General features: G+C 38.5%; 14 protein-coding genes, 1 tRNA gene and 1 rRNA gene. 7 read left to right on the forward strand and 9 right to left on the reverse strand.

Annotated features, from left to right (window positions below; translation table 11 throughout):
- The first annotated feature begins 29 nt into the window (after positions 1-29).
- The gene (locus tag HII17_RS15700) at positions 30-1,184 is read left to right on the forward strand and encodes an MFS transporter (RefSeq protein ID WP_169076319.1); all 1,155 of its coding nucleotides are present in this window, start codon (positions 30-32) and stop codon (positions 1,182-1,184) included.
- A gap of 27 nt (positions 1,185-1,211) precedes the next feature.
- Here the strand turns inward: HII17_RS15700 and HII17_RS15705 are convergent, their stop codons facing one another.
- The 6 genes from HII17_RS15705 to tkt form a co-directional block, all read right to left on the reverse strand.
- A complete protein-coding gene (locus HII17_RS15705; protein ID WP_169076320.1) occupies positions 1,212-2,006 on the reverse strand; it encodes a DUF481 domain-containing protein in 795 nt (264 codons plus the stop codon).
- On the reverse strand, positions 1,996-2,826 hold the full coding sequence (locus HII17_RS15710) for a mechanosensitive ion channel domain-containing protein (RefSeq protein WP_169076321.1): 831 nt from the start codon (positions 2,824-2,826) through the stop codon (positions 1,996-1,998). The genes HII17_RS15705 and HII17_RS15710 overlap by 11 nt, the downstream gene beginning before the upstream one ends.
- A 135-nt stretch (positions 2,827-2,961) precedes the next feature.
- Positions 2,962-4,026: a class II fructose-bisphosphate aldolase gene (gene fba, locus HII17_RS15715; protein ID WP_169076322.1), complete on the reverse strand. Its 1,065-nt coding sequence runs from the start codon at positions 4,024-4,026 to the stop codon at positions 2,962-2,964.
- A gap of 448 nt (positions 4,027-4,474) precedes the next feature.
- Positions 4,475-5,653 carry a phosphoglycerate kinase gene (locus HII17_RS15720; RefSeq protein ID WP_169076323.1) on the reverse strand — a complete coding sequence of 393 codons (1,179 nt, stop codon included), beginning with the start codon at positions 5,651-5,653 and terminating at the stop codon, positions 4,475-4,477.
- Positions 5,654-5,666: 13 nt separating this feature from the next.
- Positions 5,667-6,686 carry an erythrose-4-phosphate dehydrogenase gene (gene epd, locus HII17_RS15725; RefSeq protein ID WP_169076324.1) on the reverse strand — a complete coding sequence of 340 codons (1,020 nt, stop codon included), beginning with the start codon at positions 6,684-6,686 and terminating at the stop codon, positions 5,667-5,669.
- A gap of 59 nt (positions 6,687-6,745) precedes the next feature.
- Positions 6,746-8,728 carry a transketolase gene (gene tkt / locus HII17_RS15730; protein ID WP_169076325.1) on the reverse strand — a complete coding sequence of 661 codons (1,983 nt, stop codon included), beginning with the start codon at positions 8,726-8,728 and terminating at the stop codon, positions 6,746-6,748.
- A gap of 289 nt (positions 8,729-9,017) precedes the next feature.
- On the opposite strand from tkt, the gene HII17_RS15735 reads away from it, so the two are divergent.
- The 3 genes from HII17_RS15735 (at position 9,018) to HII17_RS19240 (ending at position 12,909) form a co-directional block, all read left to right on the forward strand.
- The gene (locus HII17_RS15735; RefSeq protein WP_169076326.1) at positions 9,018-11,720 is read left to right on the forward strand and encodes a CHASE domain-containing protein; all 2,703 of its coding nucleotides are present in this window, start codon (positions 9,018-9,020) and stop codon (positions 11,718-11,720) included.
- A gap of 8 nt (positions 11,721-11,728) precedes the next feature.
- The gene (locus HII17_RS15740) at positions 11,729-12,655 is read left to right on the forward strand and encodes a 2-hydroxyacid dehydrogenase (protein WP_169076327.1); all 927 of its coding nucleotides are present in this window, start codon (positions 11,729-11,731) and stop codon (positions 12,653-12,655) included.
- A 119-nt stretch (positions 12,656-12,774) separates the two neighbouring features.
- Complete coding sequence (locus HII17_RS19240; RefSeq protein ID WP_268969172.1) at positions 12,775-12,909, forward strand: hypothetical protein; 135 nt, start codon at positions 12,775-12,777, stop codon at positions 12,907-12,909.
- A 71-nt stretch (positions 12,910-12,980) separates the two neighbouring features.
- Here HII17_RS19240 and HII17_RS15745 read toward each other — a convergent pair whose 3' ends face one another.
- From HII17_RS15745 to HII17_RS15755, 3 genes are all read right to left on the reverse strand, one after another.
- Entirely contained in the window at positions 12,981-13,244 is a 264-nt protein-coding gene (locus HII17_RS15745) for a hypothetical protein (RefSeq protein WP_169076328.1), read from the reverse strand.
- Positions 13,245-13,551: 307 nt separating this feature from the next.
- Positions 13,552-13,628, reverse strand: a tRNA-Arg gene (locus HII17_RS15750).
- Positions 13,629-13,732: 104 nt separating this feature from the next.
- Positions 13,733-14,893, reverse strand: coding sequence for a flagellar assembly protein T N-terminal domain-containing protein (locus tag HII17_RS15755; protein WP_169076329.1), 1,161 nt, complete (start codon positions 14,891-14,893; stop codon positions 13,733-13,735).
- A gap of 232 nt (positions 14,894-15,125) precedes the next feature.
- Between HII17_RS15755 and HII17_RS15760 the strand changes: the two genes are divergently transcribed.
- From HII17_RS15760 to HII17_RS15770, 3 genes are all read left to right on the forward strand, one after another.
- Entirely contained in the window at positions 15,126-15,770 is a 645-nt protein-coding gene (locus HII17_RS15760) for a FlgO family outer membrane protein (RefSeq protein WP_169076330.1), read from the forward strand.
- A gap of 8 nt (positions 15,771-15,778) precedes the next feature.
- Positions 15,779-16,243 (forward strand): LPP20 family lipoprotein, encoded by a 465-nt coding sequence (locus tag HII17_RS15765; RefSeq protein WP_169076331.1) that lies wholly within the window; start codon positions 15,779-15,781, stop codon positions 16,241-16,243.
- A 523-nt stretch (positions 16,244-16,766) separates the two neighbouring features.
- Positions 16,767-16,938: ribosomal RNA gene (locus tag HII17_RS15770) — 16S ribosomal RNA — on the forward strand; the annotation flags it as partial.

Raw genomic sequence — 16,938 nt, forward strand, 5'->3', positions numbered from 1 at the left:
AAGCTCGCTGCGGCGAGCTTTTTATTTTTATGCATATTAAAAACTTTACTCGATTATCTAACAGCTATTTTTGGTACTTTTCGGTCCTCGGTTTAGCTATTCCTTTCCTTGCTATTTTTCTCGAAGGTCGTGGTTTTAACTCTCTGCAGATGGGAGAGATTTTAGCGGTATTCACAGCTACTAAGATCATTGGTCCAACATTCTGGGCATTTATGGCAGATAAAACAGGTAAAAAGCTGCCGTTTATTCAATTGGGAGCTACATTATCACTTGTGTGTTTTAGTGTTCTGTTTTTTGTCGATGGTTATTGGCCTATTCTCACGATACTTGCGTTGTTTAGCTTATTCTGGACGGGCATGCAGCCGCAAATGGAAGTGCTAACGTTAGGTGCTATGCGCAAAAGTACCAAATTTTATGCACGAATTAGGTTATGGGGAAGTGTAGGGTTTATAGTTTTTGCGTTAGCCTCTGGTGAAGTAATTGGATACTTTGGTAGTGATAGCTTTATTGCTATTGGCTTTGTTATTTTAGTTGGCCTTTGGCTATCCACTTTATGGCTAAATGAAACTAATTGTCGTACGTCTTTTGTGAATGTTAATAGCAGAATAATTCATAAATTTTTGACAGCCAATTTTATTCTGTTTTTTATATCTGGGTTACTATTTCAATTAAGCTTTGGTCCGTATTATTCGTTTTTTGCTTTATATTTAAGAGATTTAACTTATCCAAGTTATGCCGTAGGAATGTTCGTTAGCCTAGCTGTTGTCGCGGAAATTGTCATTTTTATCGTGGCGGGTCGATTGTTTAAGCGGTTTGACGCTAAAAACTTATTGGTACTGAGCATTGCGATTACCGCCGCACGTTGGTTTATTATGGCCTACTTTGGTGATAATGGCATTATGCTAGCAATTTCACAGTTGGCACACGCGGCAAGTTTCGGGTTGTATCACAGTGCATCGATGCAGTTTATTCAAAACCACTTTAACCCGAACCAACAAAATAGAGCACAAGCAGTATATGTTAGCGGTATGTACGGTATTGGTGGTGCTATAGGTGCTTATTTGGCTGGTGTGTATTGGATGGATGGTCTAGGTGCTCAGCAGACATTTATTTATGCAGGTTATGTGGCGTTGTTCGCTAGCATTATTGCATTCCTAATGAGCAATAAAAAAGCCCCTATGTAAGGGGCTTTTTACAATCATAATAAATGATTAGAAGCTATAAACTAAAGTAATTGCTGTTTGCGTGTCAGTATTATCTTTACCTTCATCAACTTCTGTATTGTGCTCAACTCGGAAAGAAAACTTCATTGCAAGTTCTTCAATTAACTTTGTTGTAACAGAAGTTTCAGCGATATAGACACTGTTGTCGTCACTCTCAAACGCCTGCGTCATACGCACTAACTGTTTTAATTCAACATGTTCATTTAACTTTCTTTTGTAAGCTGCTTGAGCCTGAATGATAAATGCGTCGTTGTTTTCACTTTTTTGTGTATCTGTTGCGCTTAAACGGTCGCGTTTGAAACCAGGACCAATATCAGAAGTAAATTCCCAAACGTCATTATTATGCCATCTTTTACCCCAACCAGCAGATGCTTGCGTTTGGTAGTCAAAGCTACTAAAGCGATCGTCTGTATAACCAAAACTACCGTAAATATAGTTAGCGCCGTCGGCTTCAATTGTATAGTTAGTTTGACCATTGATGGTTAGCTTTTGATCGCTAGTTTCAAATTCGTCAGACGTAGAGCCATCTTCTTCTGTAACTTCTACTTCAGTCTTTCTATACAATAAATTTGCGACTAATTTACTGGTCCATTGCGCATATTTGTGCTCAAAGTCAAAGCCAGTTTTAACGTCACCGCTTTTGCTATTACCTGTTTTATATAAAAAGCCAAGCTCAGCTGAAGCATTGTATTCATGTTTAGCTGTTTCAGCACTTTCTTCTGCAAATGATGCTGCACTAAGTAATAACGAGCTGATGGTTGCAGCAATCAATTTATTTTTCATTTTGTTCCTCTTTATTCATATGAACTGAAACTTGTGGGTATGGAATGTCGATACCGGCGTCATCTAACGCTACTTTCATATTTTCTAACAAACTAAAGTATACTGGCCAATAGTCACCAGATTTTACCCAAGGGCGAACAACAATATTAACTGAACTATCAGCTAACTCACTCACGCCAATAGTAACGTCATGATCAGTCAATACACGTTCATCTTTAGCAACAACGTCAGCTAAGATTTTCTTTGCGTCAGCAAGATTAGCGTCGTAACTCACACCCATTACTATGTCTACACGACGAATTGGTTTAGTTGAGTAATTGGTAATTACGCCACCAGTAATGTTACCGTTAGGAATAACAACTGCTTTATTATCACCCGTTTTCAACATTGTCGAAAAAATTTGAATTTCTTCAACTACGCCAGCAACACCAGCCACTTCGACAAAGTCGCCTGCTTTAAATGGTCTAAACAAAATAAGGAGTACGCCAGAGGCAAAGTTAGACAATGAGCCTTGTAAAGCCAAACCAACAGCTAAACCAGCAGCACCTAAAATGGCGACTAATGATGTAGTGTTAAAGCCAAGGTGAGATATGGCGACAATAACGGTTAACGCAAATGCAATACCATAAACTAAGCTTGCGACGAATGAAGTGACTGTCGAATCTACGCCATTGTGAAGCATTACTTTTGAGATTGTTTTACTGACTAGCCTAGATAACCACTTACCAACAATGAAAATGATTATTGCGACAATAAATTTGATGCCAAATCCGATTAGCATTTCTTGATTATTATTAAAAAAATCAACTACTACATCCATTTTATTTCTCCCTAGTATTATTTTGTCGAATTATATAAAACAATTTAGTCGAAACCTATAATAAAACGTTTTATTTGTTAAAAAATAGTAATAAAAAAGGGCCTAAAGGCCCTTTTTTTAATGATGACGAGGTTTTTACTTGATAAGTGCGTCTAACTCACCGTTATTGTAACGGTTAAACATATTATCTAAAGAGATAGGCTTAATTTTTCCAGCGTTACCAGCTGTACCGAAAGCTTCATATCGCGCGATGCAGATTTCGGTCATAGCTTCAGTTGTTTTCGCTAAGAATTTACGCGGGTCAAATTCGCTAGGGTTTTCAGCTAGGAAGCGACGTGTCGCGCCAGTTGATGCTAAACGTAAGTCAGTATCAATATTTACTTTACGAACACCGTGCTTAATACCTTCACAAATTTGTTCAACAGGAACACCATAAGTCTCTGGGATTTCGCCACCGAATTCGTTAATTACTGCTAACCATTCTTGCGGTACAGACGAAGAACCATGCATAACTAAATGTGTATTTGGAATACGTTCGTGAATTGCTTTAATTCGGTCAATAGCTAAAATGTCACCTGTTGGTGGGCGAGTAAATTTGTACGCACCATGTGATGTACCACAGGCAATAGCTAATGCATCAACTTGTGTTTTTTGTACAAAGTCAGCTGCTTCTTCAGGGTCTGTTAACATTTGCTCCATGGTTAATTTGCCTTCAGCGCCAATACCGTCTTCTTCACCAGCTTCACCAGTTTCTAGTGAGCCTAAGCAGCCTAACTCACCTTCTACAGATACACCACAAGCGTGTGCCATTTCTACTGTACGGCGAGTAACATCGACATTGTATTCATAGCTCGACGGTGTTTTTCCATCTTCACCAAGAGAACCATCCATCATTACTGAAGAAAAGCCTAATTGAATAGAGCGTTGACATACAGCAGGAGATGTACCGTGATCTTGATGCATAACCACAGGAATATGCGGAAATTCTTCAATAGCGGCTAAAATCAAATGACGTAAAAATGGTGCACCTGCATATTTACGTGCGCCTGCAGAACCTTGTAAGATAACTGGGCTGTTTGTTTTATCAGCCGCAATCATAATGGCACGAACTTGCTCTAAGTTATTTACGTTAAAAGCGGGAATGCCATATCCATTTTCAGCTGCGTGATCAAGCATTTGACGCATGGAAATTAAAGCCATGTAATACTCCTAATTTGTATTCTGTCATCATGAAACAAAAACTGTTGCTACTTTTAAAAGTTTTCAGTTAAAAGCGGCGCGATTGTAGCAGAATGATGCGTTAAAAATCACTAAAAAATATAGCCTTAACGTCAATAAAAACAATAGACAACGCTGTCATTCTTGTTATGTAAATCCATAACAACAAATATTAAGTAATTGAGTGAAATATGGATGTTTTGATTGAAAGTTTACAACATGCTCGGCAATAAAGTAACGTGTCGCCGTAGCTAATAAAAGGCCGGTATTTATATCGTGTTGTTAAAAAGAGGAAGGATTACTTTTTTATAAATGAGGGTTATGAATACGCATGCTAAATATTTTAGCATGCGATGAGGTATAGTTAGATGTTAGAAATTGAATAATTAAGAGCGCAGCATATTCTGTACTCTCTATTTTGCTTAATGATTTAACCGTTAGCTCTTTCTTCTAAAATCGCAACTGCCGGTAGTTTCTTGCCTTCTAAAAACTCTAAAAAAGCGCCACCACCAGTTGATATGTACGATACTTTGTCTGCGATGTCGTACTTATCTACGGCTGCTAAGGTATCACCACCACCTGCGATAGAGAATGCAGAGCTTTCGGCAATTGCTTTTGCTATCGCTTCAGTGCCTGAGCCAAATTGGTCAAATTCAAATACACCAACAGGGCCATTCCAAACGATAGTTCCTGCGTTTTTAAGCACATTTGCAAGTGCTTTTGCTGATTCTGGGCCAATATCGAAAATCATATCGCCATCAGCTACTTCATTTACTGGTTTTAATGTCGCTTTAGCCGTTTCAGAAAATTCGGTACCAACAACAACGTCAGAAGGTACTGGGATGTCACCGTCATTAGCTTTTGCTGCTGACGTTAAACGGTTAGCTTCATCAATTAAATCTGCTTCGTAAAGTGATTTGCCAACATTATGGCCTGCTGCAGCAATAAAGGTATTTGCTATACCTCCACCGACAACGAGCTGATCAACAACTTTTGAAAGAGAGTCAAGTACCGTCAGCTTAGTTGAAACTTTAGAACCACCAACAATTGCTACTAACGGGCGAGCAGGGTTGTCGAGTGCTTTTCCTAGTGCATCTAATTCGCCAGCAAGTAATGGGCCGGCACAAGCGATAGGTGCAAATTTCGCTACGCCATGAGTACTTGCTTGTGCTCGGTGAGCTGTGCCAAATGCGTCCATTACGTAGATATCACATAACGCTGCTAACTTTTGAGAAAGCGCTTCGTCGTTTTTCTTTTCACCCTCGTTAAAACGGATATTTTCAAATATTACAAGCTCGCCTGTTCCTACTTCTACACCGTCTAAGTAATCTTTTACCAAACGAACAGGGTAGTTAAGTGCCGCAGCTAAGTAGTCGACAACTGGTTGTAGTGAAAACTCTGCATTAAACTCTCCTTCTGTTGGTCTGCCTAAATGTGACATCACCATTACTTTTGCTCCTGACTCTAAAGCAAGCTTTAGTGTAGGCAAAGCTGCACGAAGGCGGGCATCTGATGTGATCTTGCCATCCTTTACTGGAACATTTAAATCTTCTCTAATTAAAACTCGTTGGTCTTGAAGTGATAGATCACTCATTTTGATGACTGACATTTGTGACTCCGAACTATTTATTTATAAATTTGGCCATTTCACTGGCGGTATCTAACATACGGTTTGCAAAACCCCATTCGTTATCACACCAAATCAGCATCTTTACTAATCGTTTGTGACTGACTCGTGTTTGATTACCATCAACAATACAGGAGTGGGGGTCGTGGTTAAAATCAACTGACACTAATGGCTCTTCGGTATAGCCGAGTATGCCGGCTAGGCCATTATCTTTAGCTTTTATAATTGCTTGATTAATATCGTTAATGGTTACATCGCTATTTACCGTTACACTTAAATCCATAGCTGTTACGTTAATAGTAGGCACTCTAACTGCAATTGCTTCAAATCGACCAGTTAAATTGGGGAGAATTCTTTCTATTCCAACGGCTAATTTGGTATCAACAGGAATAATAGACTGGCTTGCTGCGCGGGTTCTTCTTAAATCGTCATGATAGGCATCAATGACTTGCTGATCATGCATGGAAGAATGAATTGTGGTAATGGTGCCACTTTCTATGCCAAATGCATCGTCAATTACTTTGATTACAGGTACAACACAATTGGTGGTACACGAGCCATTAGATATAACGTTATCTTCGTCGCTGAGCCCATCGTGATTAATGCCATAGATGATTGTTGAGTCAACATCCTGAGACGCAGGATGAGAATACAATACCTTTTGAGCACCTTGAGCAATATGAACTAGCCCTTCGGCTTTTGAAGAATACTTGCCTGTACAATCAAGTACGATATCGACATCTTGTGCCTGCCACGGTAGTCTATTTAACGAAGTTTGATGGCTTAATGCTATTTCATGGCCAGCTACGAATAAACTATCGTCTTCATGGCTAACTGCAAAGGAAAAACGCCCGTGCGTAGTGTCATACTTAAGTAAATGCGCAATTCCTTTAGCGTCAGCGGGTTCATTAATAGCTACTAAGCTGAAATCGTCGTATCGAGCATTTTCAAAGTATGCTCGAGCGACACTTCGACCTATTCGGCCAAAACCATTAATCGCAATATTTACTGTCATAATCTCTTTCTAAAATAAAAGGCGCCTAATTTGGCGCCTAGATATTCGTTGATTGTAAATTACAGGCTATTAACTGTATTTACAACGTTTTCAACAGTGAAGCCAAAGTGCTTCATTAAGTCACCGCCTGGCGCAGACTCACCGAAAGTCGTCATGCCGACAACCTTGCCATTAAAGCCAACGTACTTGTACCAGAAGTCAGTATGTGCTGCTTCAATCGCAACACGTTTAGTTACCGACGAAGGTAGTACTGACGCTTTGTAATTTGCATCTTGTCCATCAAATATATTGGTTGATGGCATAGAAACAACACGTACGTTGTCACCTAACTGATCTGCCGCAGCAAGTGCTAATGACACTTCTGAGCCGGTTGCAATCAAGATAACTTCAGGTGTACCAACACTATCACGTAAAATGTAACCACCTTTTGCAATGTTTGCTATTTGCTCATCTGAGCGAGTTTGATGCGGTAAACCTTGGCGAGAAAATACCAATGATGTCGGTGCATTTTGACGCTCAATAGCATTTTTCCATGCAACTGCAGATTCTACTGAGTCTGCCGGGCGCCATGTCACCATATTTGGTGTAGTACGTAAGTTAGTTAATTGCTCGATTGGCTGATGCGTAGGACCATCTTCACCTTGACCGATTGAATCATGCGTGTAAACAAAGATGTTTTGAATACCCATAAGCGCCGACATACGAACTGCGTTACGCGCATATTCCATAAACATCATGAACGTTGCGCCGTAGTTAATAAAACCACCGTGTAATGAGATACCGTTCATAATGCCAGACATACCAAATTCACGTACACCGTAGAAAATATAGTTACCGGCAGCGTCGTCTTGAATACCTTTTGAACCAGACCATAAAGTAAGGTTAGAACCTGCTAAGTCAGCAGAGCCACCTAAAAGTTCAGGTAATACTTTACCGAAAGCTTCAATTGCATTTTGTGATGCTTTACGTGAAGCAATGCTTTCGCCTTTATCAGCACATTCTTGAATGAATGCATCTGCTTTTGATGCGAAATCAGCAGGTAATTCGCCTTTTATCACACGGCGTTCATATTCAGCGGCTAATTCTGGATGAGCAGCTTGATATGCCGAGAATTTATCATTCCAAGATGATTGAGAAGCCGTGCCTTTGTCAGATTGATTCCAATCCGCGGCAATGTCAGCTGGAATTTCAAATGGCGCGTGTGGCCAGTTTAAAAATTCACGAGCCGCAGCAATTTCTTCTTCACCTAATGGAGCACCGTGGCAGTCATGAGAGCCTGACTTATTCGGTGAACCAAAACCGATAATGGTTTTACAACAGATCATGCTAGGCTTGTCAGTTACTGACTTGGCTTCTTCTATAGCAGCGTTGATTGCTTCAGGGTTATGACCGTCAACATCAGCAATTACGTGCCAGCCATATGAAGCAAAACGAGCAGGAGTATCGTCAGAGAACCAGCCTTCAACTTCACCATCGATTGAAATGCCATTGTCATCCCAAAATGCGACTAGCTTACCTAGACCTAAAGTGCCCGCTAATGAACAAGCTTCATGCGAGATACCTTCCATTAAACAACCGTCGCCTAAGAAGCAGTAGGTGAAGTGATCGACAATATCGTGGCCGTCACGGTTAAACTGAGCTGCTAATGTTTTTTCAGCAATCGCCATACCTACAGCGTTTGAGATACCTGCACCAAGTGGTCCTGTTGTCGTTTCAACACCCGGCGTATAACCATATTCGGGATGACCCGGCGTTTTAGAGTGTAGCTGACGGAAGTTTTCAAGTTCTGACATCGGTAAGTCATAACCTGATAAATGAAGGAGTGAATAAATCAACATTGAACCGTGACCATTTGACAAAATAAAGCGGTCACGATCTGCCCAGTTTGGATCAGTAGGGTTATGCTTTAAATGATCGCGCCATAATACTTCTGCGATATCTGCCATACCCATAGGTGCACCTGGGTGACCTGATTTTGCTTTTTGTACTGCGTCCATGCTTAAAGCACGGATAGCATTTGCCAATTGTTGACGCGACGGCATAACTGCTCCTAGTAATTCTGAATATTTTGTCGATGGATAAGAGTGGCCGTTATTCTCGCTCAGCGGCCGCATTACTGCAAATGAATTTGTGGTATTTAAGGTAATTTTTCAATAATAAATACAAACTGAAATACAACGCTTTAAATTTGTTGTTTTCAATGTAGTACAACCAATTAAATTTCACGCCTTAGAAATAGAAAACTCTTCACTTATGTTTAACTTTTGTGGAACAATCAGGGATACATAAAATAATGTTAATTAAAATAAAAAACGCTAAGGAAGGGTAATAATGATAAAAGCAACCGACATGTTTACTTCGCTTGTGTCGTTTGTCATTGTCATCACTGTCGTCAACTTTAGTTTGTCTCCTTTTTCTTTGCTCAATTTCTTTGGTGCTATAGCCGGCGCATCCTCCGCGTTAGTAGTGTTAAAAGGCCCGCGAATGTTGTTAAGCATATTGCTTAATTTACTCGGTATTCACCTTGTTGCTGCTTACTACTTTAATGTAGTTTTTAATGCAGAGTATGTGGCGATTGGCTTATTGGCCATTATGCTACAAAGCGTATGGACTGCACAGTTGACTTCGGATGAAATGAAAGATGTTGGGTGGTTATCTAGCCGAGAAAAACTGTCACGATTTTTAATTAAACTTGGACCTTTATCAGGCTTAGTTTCTGCGTCTGCAGTGATTATTTTAATCTTGATTAGTAATCAAAAAGTTGGTGTTGGCTATTTATATACATTTGTTCTTAACTGGTCGTTAAGTCAACTGGTTGCTATTTTTCTATTGCCCACTTTACTTTTTATTGGTGATATACCAAAGGTTTCTCGCAATAAACGTGCACAGGTCGTTATTGCATCTGTACTAGCCGCTATTGCGTTAAGCATTCTTTTTAGAGTGTCGCAAAATGATTACCAGCATAAAAGAATTGATGATTTTAGTTTGGCGGTAAATCAGCTAACCAATGAAATTGATGATGAAATTAGTGGCATTTCTCAAAGTATTAATGCGCTGCATGCATATTTCGATGCTAGTGAATACGTCAGTCGAGCTGAATTTGAGCAGTTTGCGAGCCAAATCTATCCAGAACATTCAAGTGTTATTGCATTTGCATGGGTGCCAGTTATTCAAAAAAATCAAAAAGTGTCATTTGAAGATTGGGCAAGAATTGATAATAGTGAGAGTTTTAATATCAAGCAACTAGGCGTCGGTCCTTATACTCCCTCCAAAGAGGAACAAATTTCATTTCATGCCCCTATTTATTATGCGTATCCAACCATTGAGAACCAACAAGCAATAGGTCTAGATTTGGTTACCGATCGAGCACGTTACATGGCTATGTTTAATGCTGCAAAGAAAAATCAAACAGTGAGTTCACCACCTATCCCTTTGATTGATCAAGCAGTGACAAGCCCTGGTATGGTGATCTTTACTCCTATTTTTAATGCAAGTTCATTAAACCCATTTGGTGGTATTGCGCTTGGCGGCAATGACAATCTTGATGGCTTTGTTATTGCCGTAATACAGCTCAAAGAAGTGATTGATGAACTTATAAAAAGCCCAGTAGCAAATAAGGTCACTATAAATGTGCAAGACGTTACTAACCCAGAGCCTTTTTATCTCTATGGCGTGCCAGCACCAACTGGCGAACATTTAATTCATACCATTGAACGGTTTGAATTTAGTCGATTTTGGCGAATTACAATTTCTGAGCGAACGTCTTGGGTAGCCCAGCCAAGAAATTGGCTGAACTGGGGAGTGCTTATTGGCTGTACTTTAGGTGGTATTTTATACCAATTGCTTATTCTGCTAATGACAGCGTATTCATCAGAGCTCAATCAAAAAGTGTCGGATAAGACGAAAGAATTAATTTTGCAAAAAGAAGACTCTGAAAAGCAAAATAAAGCTAAAAGTCAATTTTTAATTAATTTAAGTAATGAGTTAAAAACACCGATAAGCGCGTTAAGTGGTCTGTTGATACAGTTAAATGAAAGCGCTAAGAATGACAAATACAGCGGCTTAATTGAGAAAATTAATAGCGTATCTTCAAATTTAAAACAATCGATAGATACATTATCCGATTTATCAGAGATAGAGTCGGGTAAGTTGGAATTCCAACAACATGGTTTTGATTTTCATCTATTTTTGCAACAACTAGAAACTATGTTAAATGTAAGTACTGACTTACTTTTAGTTAACGTTCGTTTTCAATTTGATGAAAGCGTTCCTCATTATGTTACAGGCGATAAACTTCGTATTCAGCAACTTATCGTGGCGCTAGTGCACAATGGTGCGTTAATTTTTAATAATAATAAATTATCGCTTACAGTAAATGCGCATCGCCACCAAAGGGGAACCGTAACTATTTTTCTTGTTATTACTCCTGATAAAGAAGAGCTGGATGCTAAAACAATTCCAAACATGGTAGTAGAGCAAGAATTCGATAACTTAACGACTTCAATGACAATGGCTAAAGAAATCTGTCAGCGTTTAGGTGGAGCGATTAATTTAGCGCCGATAGCCGAAACGGGAGATTATATGTTGAGTGCATCGTTTAAGTTAAAACTTGATGATAGTGCTCAGCAGTTAACTTATCCGTTAGATAATAGTTTAGTAGAATTATCAGATAAACATGTGGTGATAATTAGTGATGATGAAACGTCAAATGACATTATTTCCCGTTATTTTAGTAAGTTTGGCTGTGAACTGTATGTTTATGAAGTGATCAATGAAAAAGTACTAAATGAGATTACTTTGCACCAATGTGATTTGATTTTTATTGCATGTTTTTCGGCAAATGAAAACGGTTTTTGGCTAATTGATAAGATCAAAAGCATAAATGAAATAAGTCAGGTCCCTATTGTTGGTGTGGCGCCACAGTTTATGTCTGCAGAGCAATTAAATATAATCCAGTCTGGTTTAGATTTTTATATTAGTAAGCCAATTAAGCTTTCAGCGTTGACACAAATCGTTCACCAATATTTATCATAGAGAATTAAATGTCTATAGCATTAATGATCACTGATCGAGACTTGTCCTCATTATCAAAAGCGTTATCAGATAAACTGCCTGATGTGGCTATTAAGCAATGGCCAGATTGCTGTTTAGATAAGAATGTCGAGTTTGCTGTAGCTTGGCGCCACCCTATGTCAATGTGGCAGCAATTTCCAAATTTGAAAGTTGTTTCTTCGCTTGGTGCAGGAGTAGACGGTTTGATAACTGATCAAAGTAGACCTGAACATATTCAGCTTACTCGGATAGTAGACAATAATTTATCAATACAAATGTCAGAGTTCGTGTTAACTGCAATATTAATGCATAAATGCCGTATAAATGAATTTCAACAAGCAAGTACCAAGAGAGAGTGGGTTTTTCATCCTAGATTAAAACACGATACTGTTACTATTTTAGGAGCTGGTGAGATAGGAATGGCCGTGGCTGAAAGGTTAAATGCAAATGGTTTTTCAGTATCAACTTGGAGTCAGACAAAAAAATCAGCTCCATATATTGCACAGAGTTTTACAGGTGATAAAGAACTTCATAAAAGTGTAGAAAATGCAGCTTTTGTAGTGTCTATTCTTCCCGCGACAAAGGACACTGACAATATAGTAAATAAGCGGTTGTTATCGAGCATGCCAAAACATGCTTATTTTATCAATGTTGGCCGTGGTAATGCGGTTGATGAAAAAGCACTATTACATGCGCTAGATAAAGAATTTGTTTCAGGTGCTTTGTTGGATGTATTTAAAGACGAACCATTACCTGAAACCCATGCTTTTTGGCAATGTAAGAAGCTGCAAATAACCCCTCATATTTCTGCCATTACAGAAGAGTCTGCTATTGTTGAACAAATAGTAGATAATTATTTAAGGTTTAAGCAGAAAAAGCCGCTAAAAAACCGAGTTAATGTTGAAAATGGCTACTAAATGCTAAAAAATCCACTTATTTACAATAAACGATTGAAAAATCGATTCTAATCATATAGATTTTTTAACGTTGTTAAGTAATAACAAAAATAAAACAACTTTAGAAAGTAGGTTTGCGTATGAATAGACCAGCTTCGAAAGGATTTAAACTTACTACTGTAATATTTGCTGTTTTGTTTTTAGCAGTATCAGCAGTATTAAGTAATACATCGGTTGCAGATGATACGGAAGTCATATTAGAGCAGTCAGAATAAGTAGTCGATTGTGAAACAAATAAGCCCCTATTATAGGGGCTTATTTGTTTTAGCGAGCATCAATATTGCAATTAAGATTGTGCACATTCTTCTAATGGTTGATTAACATCAGCTTCTTCGACCGACCTTTTTAACAGATAGAATCCGTTTATTAGAACCAAAATAATATTTGACACCATTCCTTGTGCTACTTCGATATGAATGTAATAGACACCCATTAATGAACAACCTACTAACGTAGCTAATCTCAACATAAAAATATCTTTGATAAAAAATGCACCTATACATATGGCTAGTCCTATCCAGCTTAAGGCGTCAAAGAAAAGTGGGTTCATTAGTGTGTGTTACTCCTATTGGTTAATGTGTCTTTTTAAAGGACGTGCATTATCCTGATTTGTTAATGTCCTTCAAACGAAAAAAATTAGTCGTTTATGATTAGAAAAACTAATGATTTGGTTTGGGTTTTGTATAGGTGTGCGTAGTGTTTATTGGAAAGTTATGGAGCTTAGTGACTTGGTTGTCTGTCCTACGTCACTGTAATTTATGGAGTTATTTTATTTTTCTTGATTAGGGGGTCTATGGTTTCTGAAATATATTTGATTAATAATTGTATGGCTTAGTTGTTTCTGATTTATAAGTGGTTGGCGTCTCTGGCAGGAGTTGAACCTGCGACCCTTCGCTTAGGAGGCGAATGCTCTATCCAGCTGAGCTACAGAGACTAAATATGGACTTTAACTTATCGGCAATTGGACTATTTTACAATGACCAACTAAGCGCTAATTACCAATGAAAATGTTTTAATAATTTAGCCTATATAAGTTGACTAGTGTTTTACAGCAAGATCATCTTGTTGAATATTACCTAATAAGCCCTTATCTGCTGTAGTTGCTACTGCTGAATTTTGGAAAACCTCTGTAACTGTAACCTTATAGGGGCTCACGTTATAGCCGGAATATAATTTACCTGTATCTGTTTTAAAGTTATTTAGATGCAGTAACGAAAATTCATCACCAAGCTTAACGCCTTGTTGTTTGCCCACATTAACGATAACCTCATTGCCGGACACTTTTATTATTCGAGAGCGGGTTTGCTGACACATCATACTTTCATCAAAATCAATGATGGCATTCTCTAACGTTCTATCTAACATTTGTCCATAAGCACTCTGCCAAAAGCTATGGCTGCTAAAGTCTATATTCTCTCGTTTGCCAAATTGCCAAGGCGCTTTATCTTGGTATTCTTGTGCTGCCAATTGTTCGCCATTAGTTGTACTATATATATAGAAAGTAACGTTGAAATGACGTTCAAAGTTATCTTCTTGCCAAAACTGCCATTGATTCAATACTTCACCAGAAAAAGATACATCATTTATTTCGGTAAAAAGTACAAATTGGCTGTCAAATCGTTGGCCAAGTTCGATTGCCAAAGATTTGATACTTTCTTGCTCAAAGCTTTGATTGTACCGACTAAATGGCAACTTTCTTTTGTGCGCTAACTTAATGTCGATAAATTGACTTTTACTAGTTAGCATATTGGCAAAACGAGAAACTAGCTGTTTATCTATATTGTATATCTGTCCAATGTTAGCTTGTTCTCGTTTCATTAGATGGGCACGAGTAACTAACATCGATTTTTTGAAGTCTGCGGCGAAGCATTGTTGTTCTTGTGGAAAGATATCCGCCCTAATGGTTACTTTGACTATATTGTCTTCAAAGGTTTCATCAACTAATTCAACTGCATTTACAGTTCCCTTGGCTCGAATGTTAAGTTCATCTTGCGTCAGTAAACCGTTTACTACTTGCTGAACACTGCTGACTGAAGCCCCTGCAACAAGCAAGGCTTTTTTTAATGCGTTTTCTACTGCAGATGCTCTAGCTATGCTTTTGTCACCATTTAAAATTACCGCGCTACCTTGCGTTTGATACCATTGCGCACTAGCAAATGGAGAAGTTAAAAGCAAAATGTAGATTAAAAGCAATCGCATGACGTCAGTTCACCTAATATTAATGGTCTATTTATTGCCTATTGCATTAGTTTAAGTGCAATAGAAAGCTGTTAAGCTAGATATTGATCACTGGTCGGAATATTGACTATGTGAGCATATATGACTAACTAAAGCATGAAGTGTGCCTAATTATCAAAGAAGTTATGGTTGGCTTAATTCCTGCATGACTAATATTAATTAGAAACATGTTGTATAAAGTTGAGGTGTCTCAATGAAAAACTGGGCATTAGCTGCATTTATTCCGTTATTAGCTTCTTGTGCTATGAATGAAGAGCAGGATTTTTATAGTGTTAGCCACCAAAAAAAAGGTGAGATAGACAGTTATGACTTACCCAAGCACGCGATTAATGATGTGGTAAAAGGTTTGGCGTATCAGATGCTAGAGCATAGTGCCTTCGTTACGCCTAAAACACCTATTGCTGTTGCATCATTTGTAAACTTAGAAGATCTAGAGTCTACGAACTGGCTGGGCAATCAACTTTCAGAAAACTTTGTTCACGAATTACAGCGCCACGGTATGGTTATCGTTGACTATAAGACTACGGGCCATATTAGAGTGACAAAGGAAGGTGACTATGTATTTAGTCGGGACTGGAAAGAATTACCTGAACGACAAATAATTGACTATGTAGTAACAGGTACCATGATGGAGCAAGAGACAGGTATCTTAGTTAATGCTCGTATGATAGGTATGCAATCTAGAGTTGTTGTCGCAAGTGCACAGTCTTTTATACCTAAGTGGGTTATAGGTGATGAAGTTTATCGCGACGAAACGGTGAGAATGAAAGACGGTATGATTATTCGAACAAGCGAAAATCTTACCGAAGATGTGCGAGCTGTGACAATTAAACAATAGGTATCAGCATGAAAAAGTTAATGTCCACTTATATAGTACTTATTGGAACATTGTTTTTGTCTGCATGTACCTCAGTGTATGATAAACATGTGAGTTGGCAGCCAGTTAAGCCTGAGTCATTTCCAATTGTTACTGCTGTTGGTTACGCTCCTATTAGTCTCCAAAATTCTGAACATGAAACGCAACGTATGTTGATGGCGATTAAAGCGTCAAAACTTGCCGCTTATGCGGAATTAGCGGAACAAGTCTACGGACAACAAATTGCCTCCAATATGACGATGGCCGATCTTTTGATTGAAAATAGCCAATTAAAAGCATCTGTACAAGGAGTTATCCGTGGGGCAAAAGTAATGAAAAGCTACCCTGTTGGTGACACCTACGCTACTGAGCTTACAATAGACTTTAAAGAAGTGTATGAAATCTATGTAGCTTCAATGCGTAAACAAGAAATAAAAGAAGTTACCTATTATTAAGCTCTGTTCACATAAATCTAACGTTTTATAAGCACTATTTATACTTGTCTGTTCAATAAATCACCGAACAGTAAAAAAGTTGCAAATAGTGCTTGATCCTTTCTCAAAAACCCCTAAAATGCGCTCCACTTCTTCAGGGAGACCTAAGAAGCTTGTTTTGAACAGTTTAGTTCCTTAATAAAGTAATTAAGCGGGTCAGATAACTTAGAAAAATAAGTTAAAGTTTTTTTTCAAAAAGTTGTTGACATTAAAACAGGGAAGCGTAAAATGCGCATCCGCTCTCAACGGTAGAGCACACGCCAAACACGAATGTGATGTCTGGCGAGATTCGAAAGAATCTTTTCTTTAACAATTAGTTATCATGCAATTTGTGTGGACATTCACATGATGTTGATTTTACCAAATAAGCTTTCTTCTTCGGAAGGGGCAAAAATTAACTCATTGAAAGTTCATACATAAAATACTTTTTAAGTTTTATATGTACAGAATTCATTGAGCTAGGTCTTAGGACCACAAACGATTTTAATTGAAGAGTTTGATCATGGCTCAGATTGAACGCTGGCGGCAGGCTTAACACATGCAAGTCGAGCGGAAACGAGGAGTACTTGTACTTCGGCGTCGAGCGGCGGACGGGTGAGTAATGCTTGGGAATATGCCTTGAGGTGGGGGACAACAGTTGGAAACGACTGCTAATA

The sequence above is a fragment of the Thalassotalea algicola genome, from assembly GCF_012932965.1.
Classification (GTDB): domain Bacteria; phylum Pseudomonadota; class Gammaproteobacteria; order Enterobacterales; family Alteromonadaceae; genus Thalassotalea_F; species Thalassotalea_F algicola.

What these genes read in the sequence shown, in the direction of transcription:
- HII17_RS15720 (WP_169076323.1), bottom strand. Translation starts at nt 5,653, where the DNA reads ATGTCAGTCATCAAAATGAGTGATCTATCACTTCAAGACCAACGAGTT.
- epd (WP_169076324.1), bottom strand. Translation starts at nt 6,686, where the DNA reads ATGACAGTAAATATTGCGATTAATGGTTTTGGCCGAATAGGTCGAAGT.
- fba (WP_169076322.1), bottom strand. Translation starts at nt 4,026, where the DNA reads ATGGCTTTAATTTCCATGCGTCAAATGCTTGATCACGCAGCTGAAAAT.
- HII17_RS19240 (WP_268969172.1), top strand. Translation starts at nt 12,775, where the DNA reads ATGAATAGACCAGCTTCGAAAGGATTTAAACTTACTACTGTAATATTT.
- HII17_RS15765 (WP_169076331.1), top strand. Translation starts at nt 15,779, where the DNA reads ATGAAAAAGTTAATGTCCACTTATATAGTACTTATTGGAACATTGTTT.
- HII17_RS15700 (WP_169076319.1), top strand. Translation starts at nt 30, where the DNA reads ATGCATATTAAAAACTTTACTCGATTATCTAACAGCTATTTTTGGTAC.
- HII17_RS15755 (WP_169076329.1), bottom strand. Translation starts at nt 14,893, where the DNA reads ATGCGATTGCTTTTAATCTACATTTTGCTTTTAACTTCTCCATTTGCT.
- HII17_RS15710 (WP_169076321.1), bottom strand. Translation starts at nt 2,826, where the DNA reads ATGGATGTAGTAGTTGATTTTTTTAATAATAATCAAGAAATGCTAATC.
- HII17_RS15735 (WP_169076326.1), top strand. Translation starts at nt 9,018, where the DNA reads ATGATAAAAGCAACCGACATGTTTACTTCGCTTGTGTCGTTTGTCATT.
- tkt (WP_169076325.1), bottom strand. Translation starts at nt 8,728, where the DNA reads ATGCCGTCGCGTCAACAATTGGCAAATGCTATCCGTGCTTTAAGCATG.
- HII17_RS15705 (WP_169076320.1), bottom strand. Translation starts at nt 2,006, where the DNA reads ATGAAAAATAAATTGATTGCTGCAACCATCAGCTCGTTATTACTTAGT.
- HII17_RS15760 (WP_169076330.1), top strand. Translation starts at nt 15,126, where the DNA reads ATGAAAAACTGGGCATTAGCTGCATTTATTCCGTTATTAGCTTCTTGT.
- HII17_RS15745 (WP_169076328.1), bottom strand. Translation starts at nt 13,244, where the DNA reads ATGAACCCACTTTTCTTTGACGCCTTAAGCTGGATAGGACTAGCCATA.
- HII17_RS15740 (WP_169076327.1), top strand. Translation starts at nt 11,729, where the DNA reads ATGTCTATAGCATTAATGATCACTGATCGAGACTTGTCCTCATTATCA.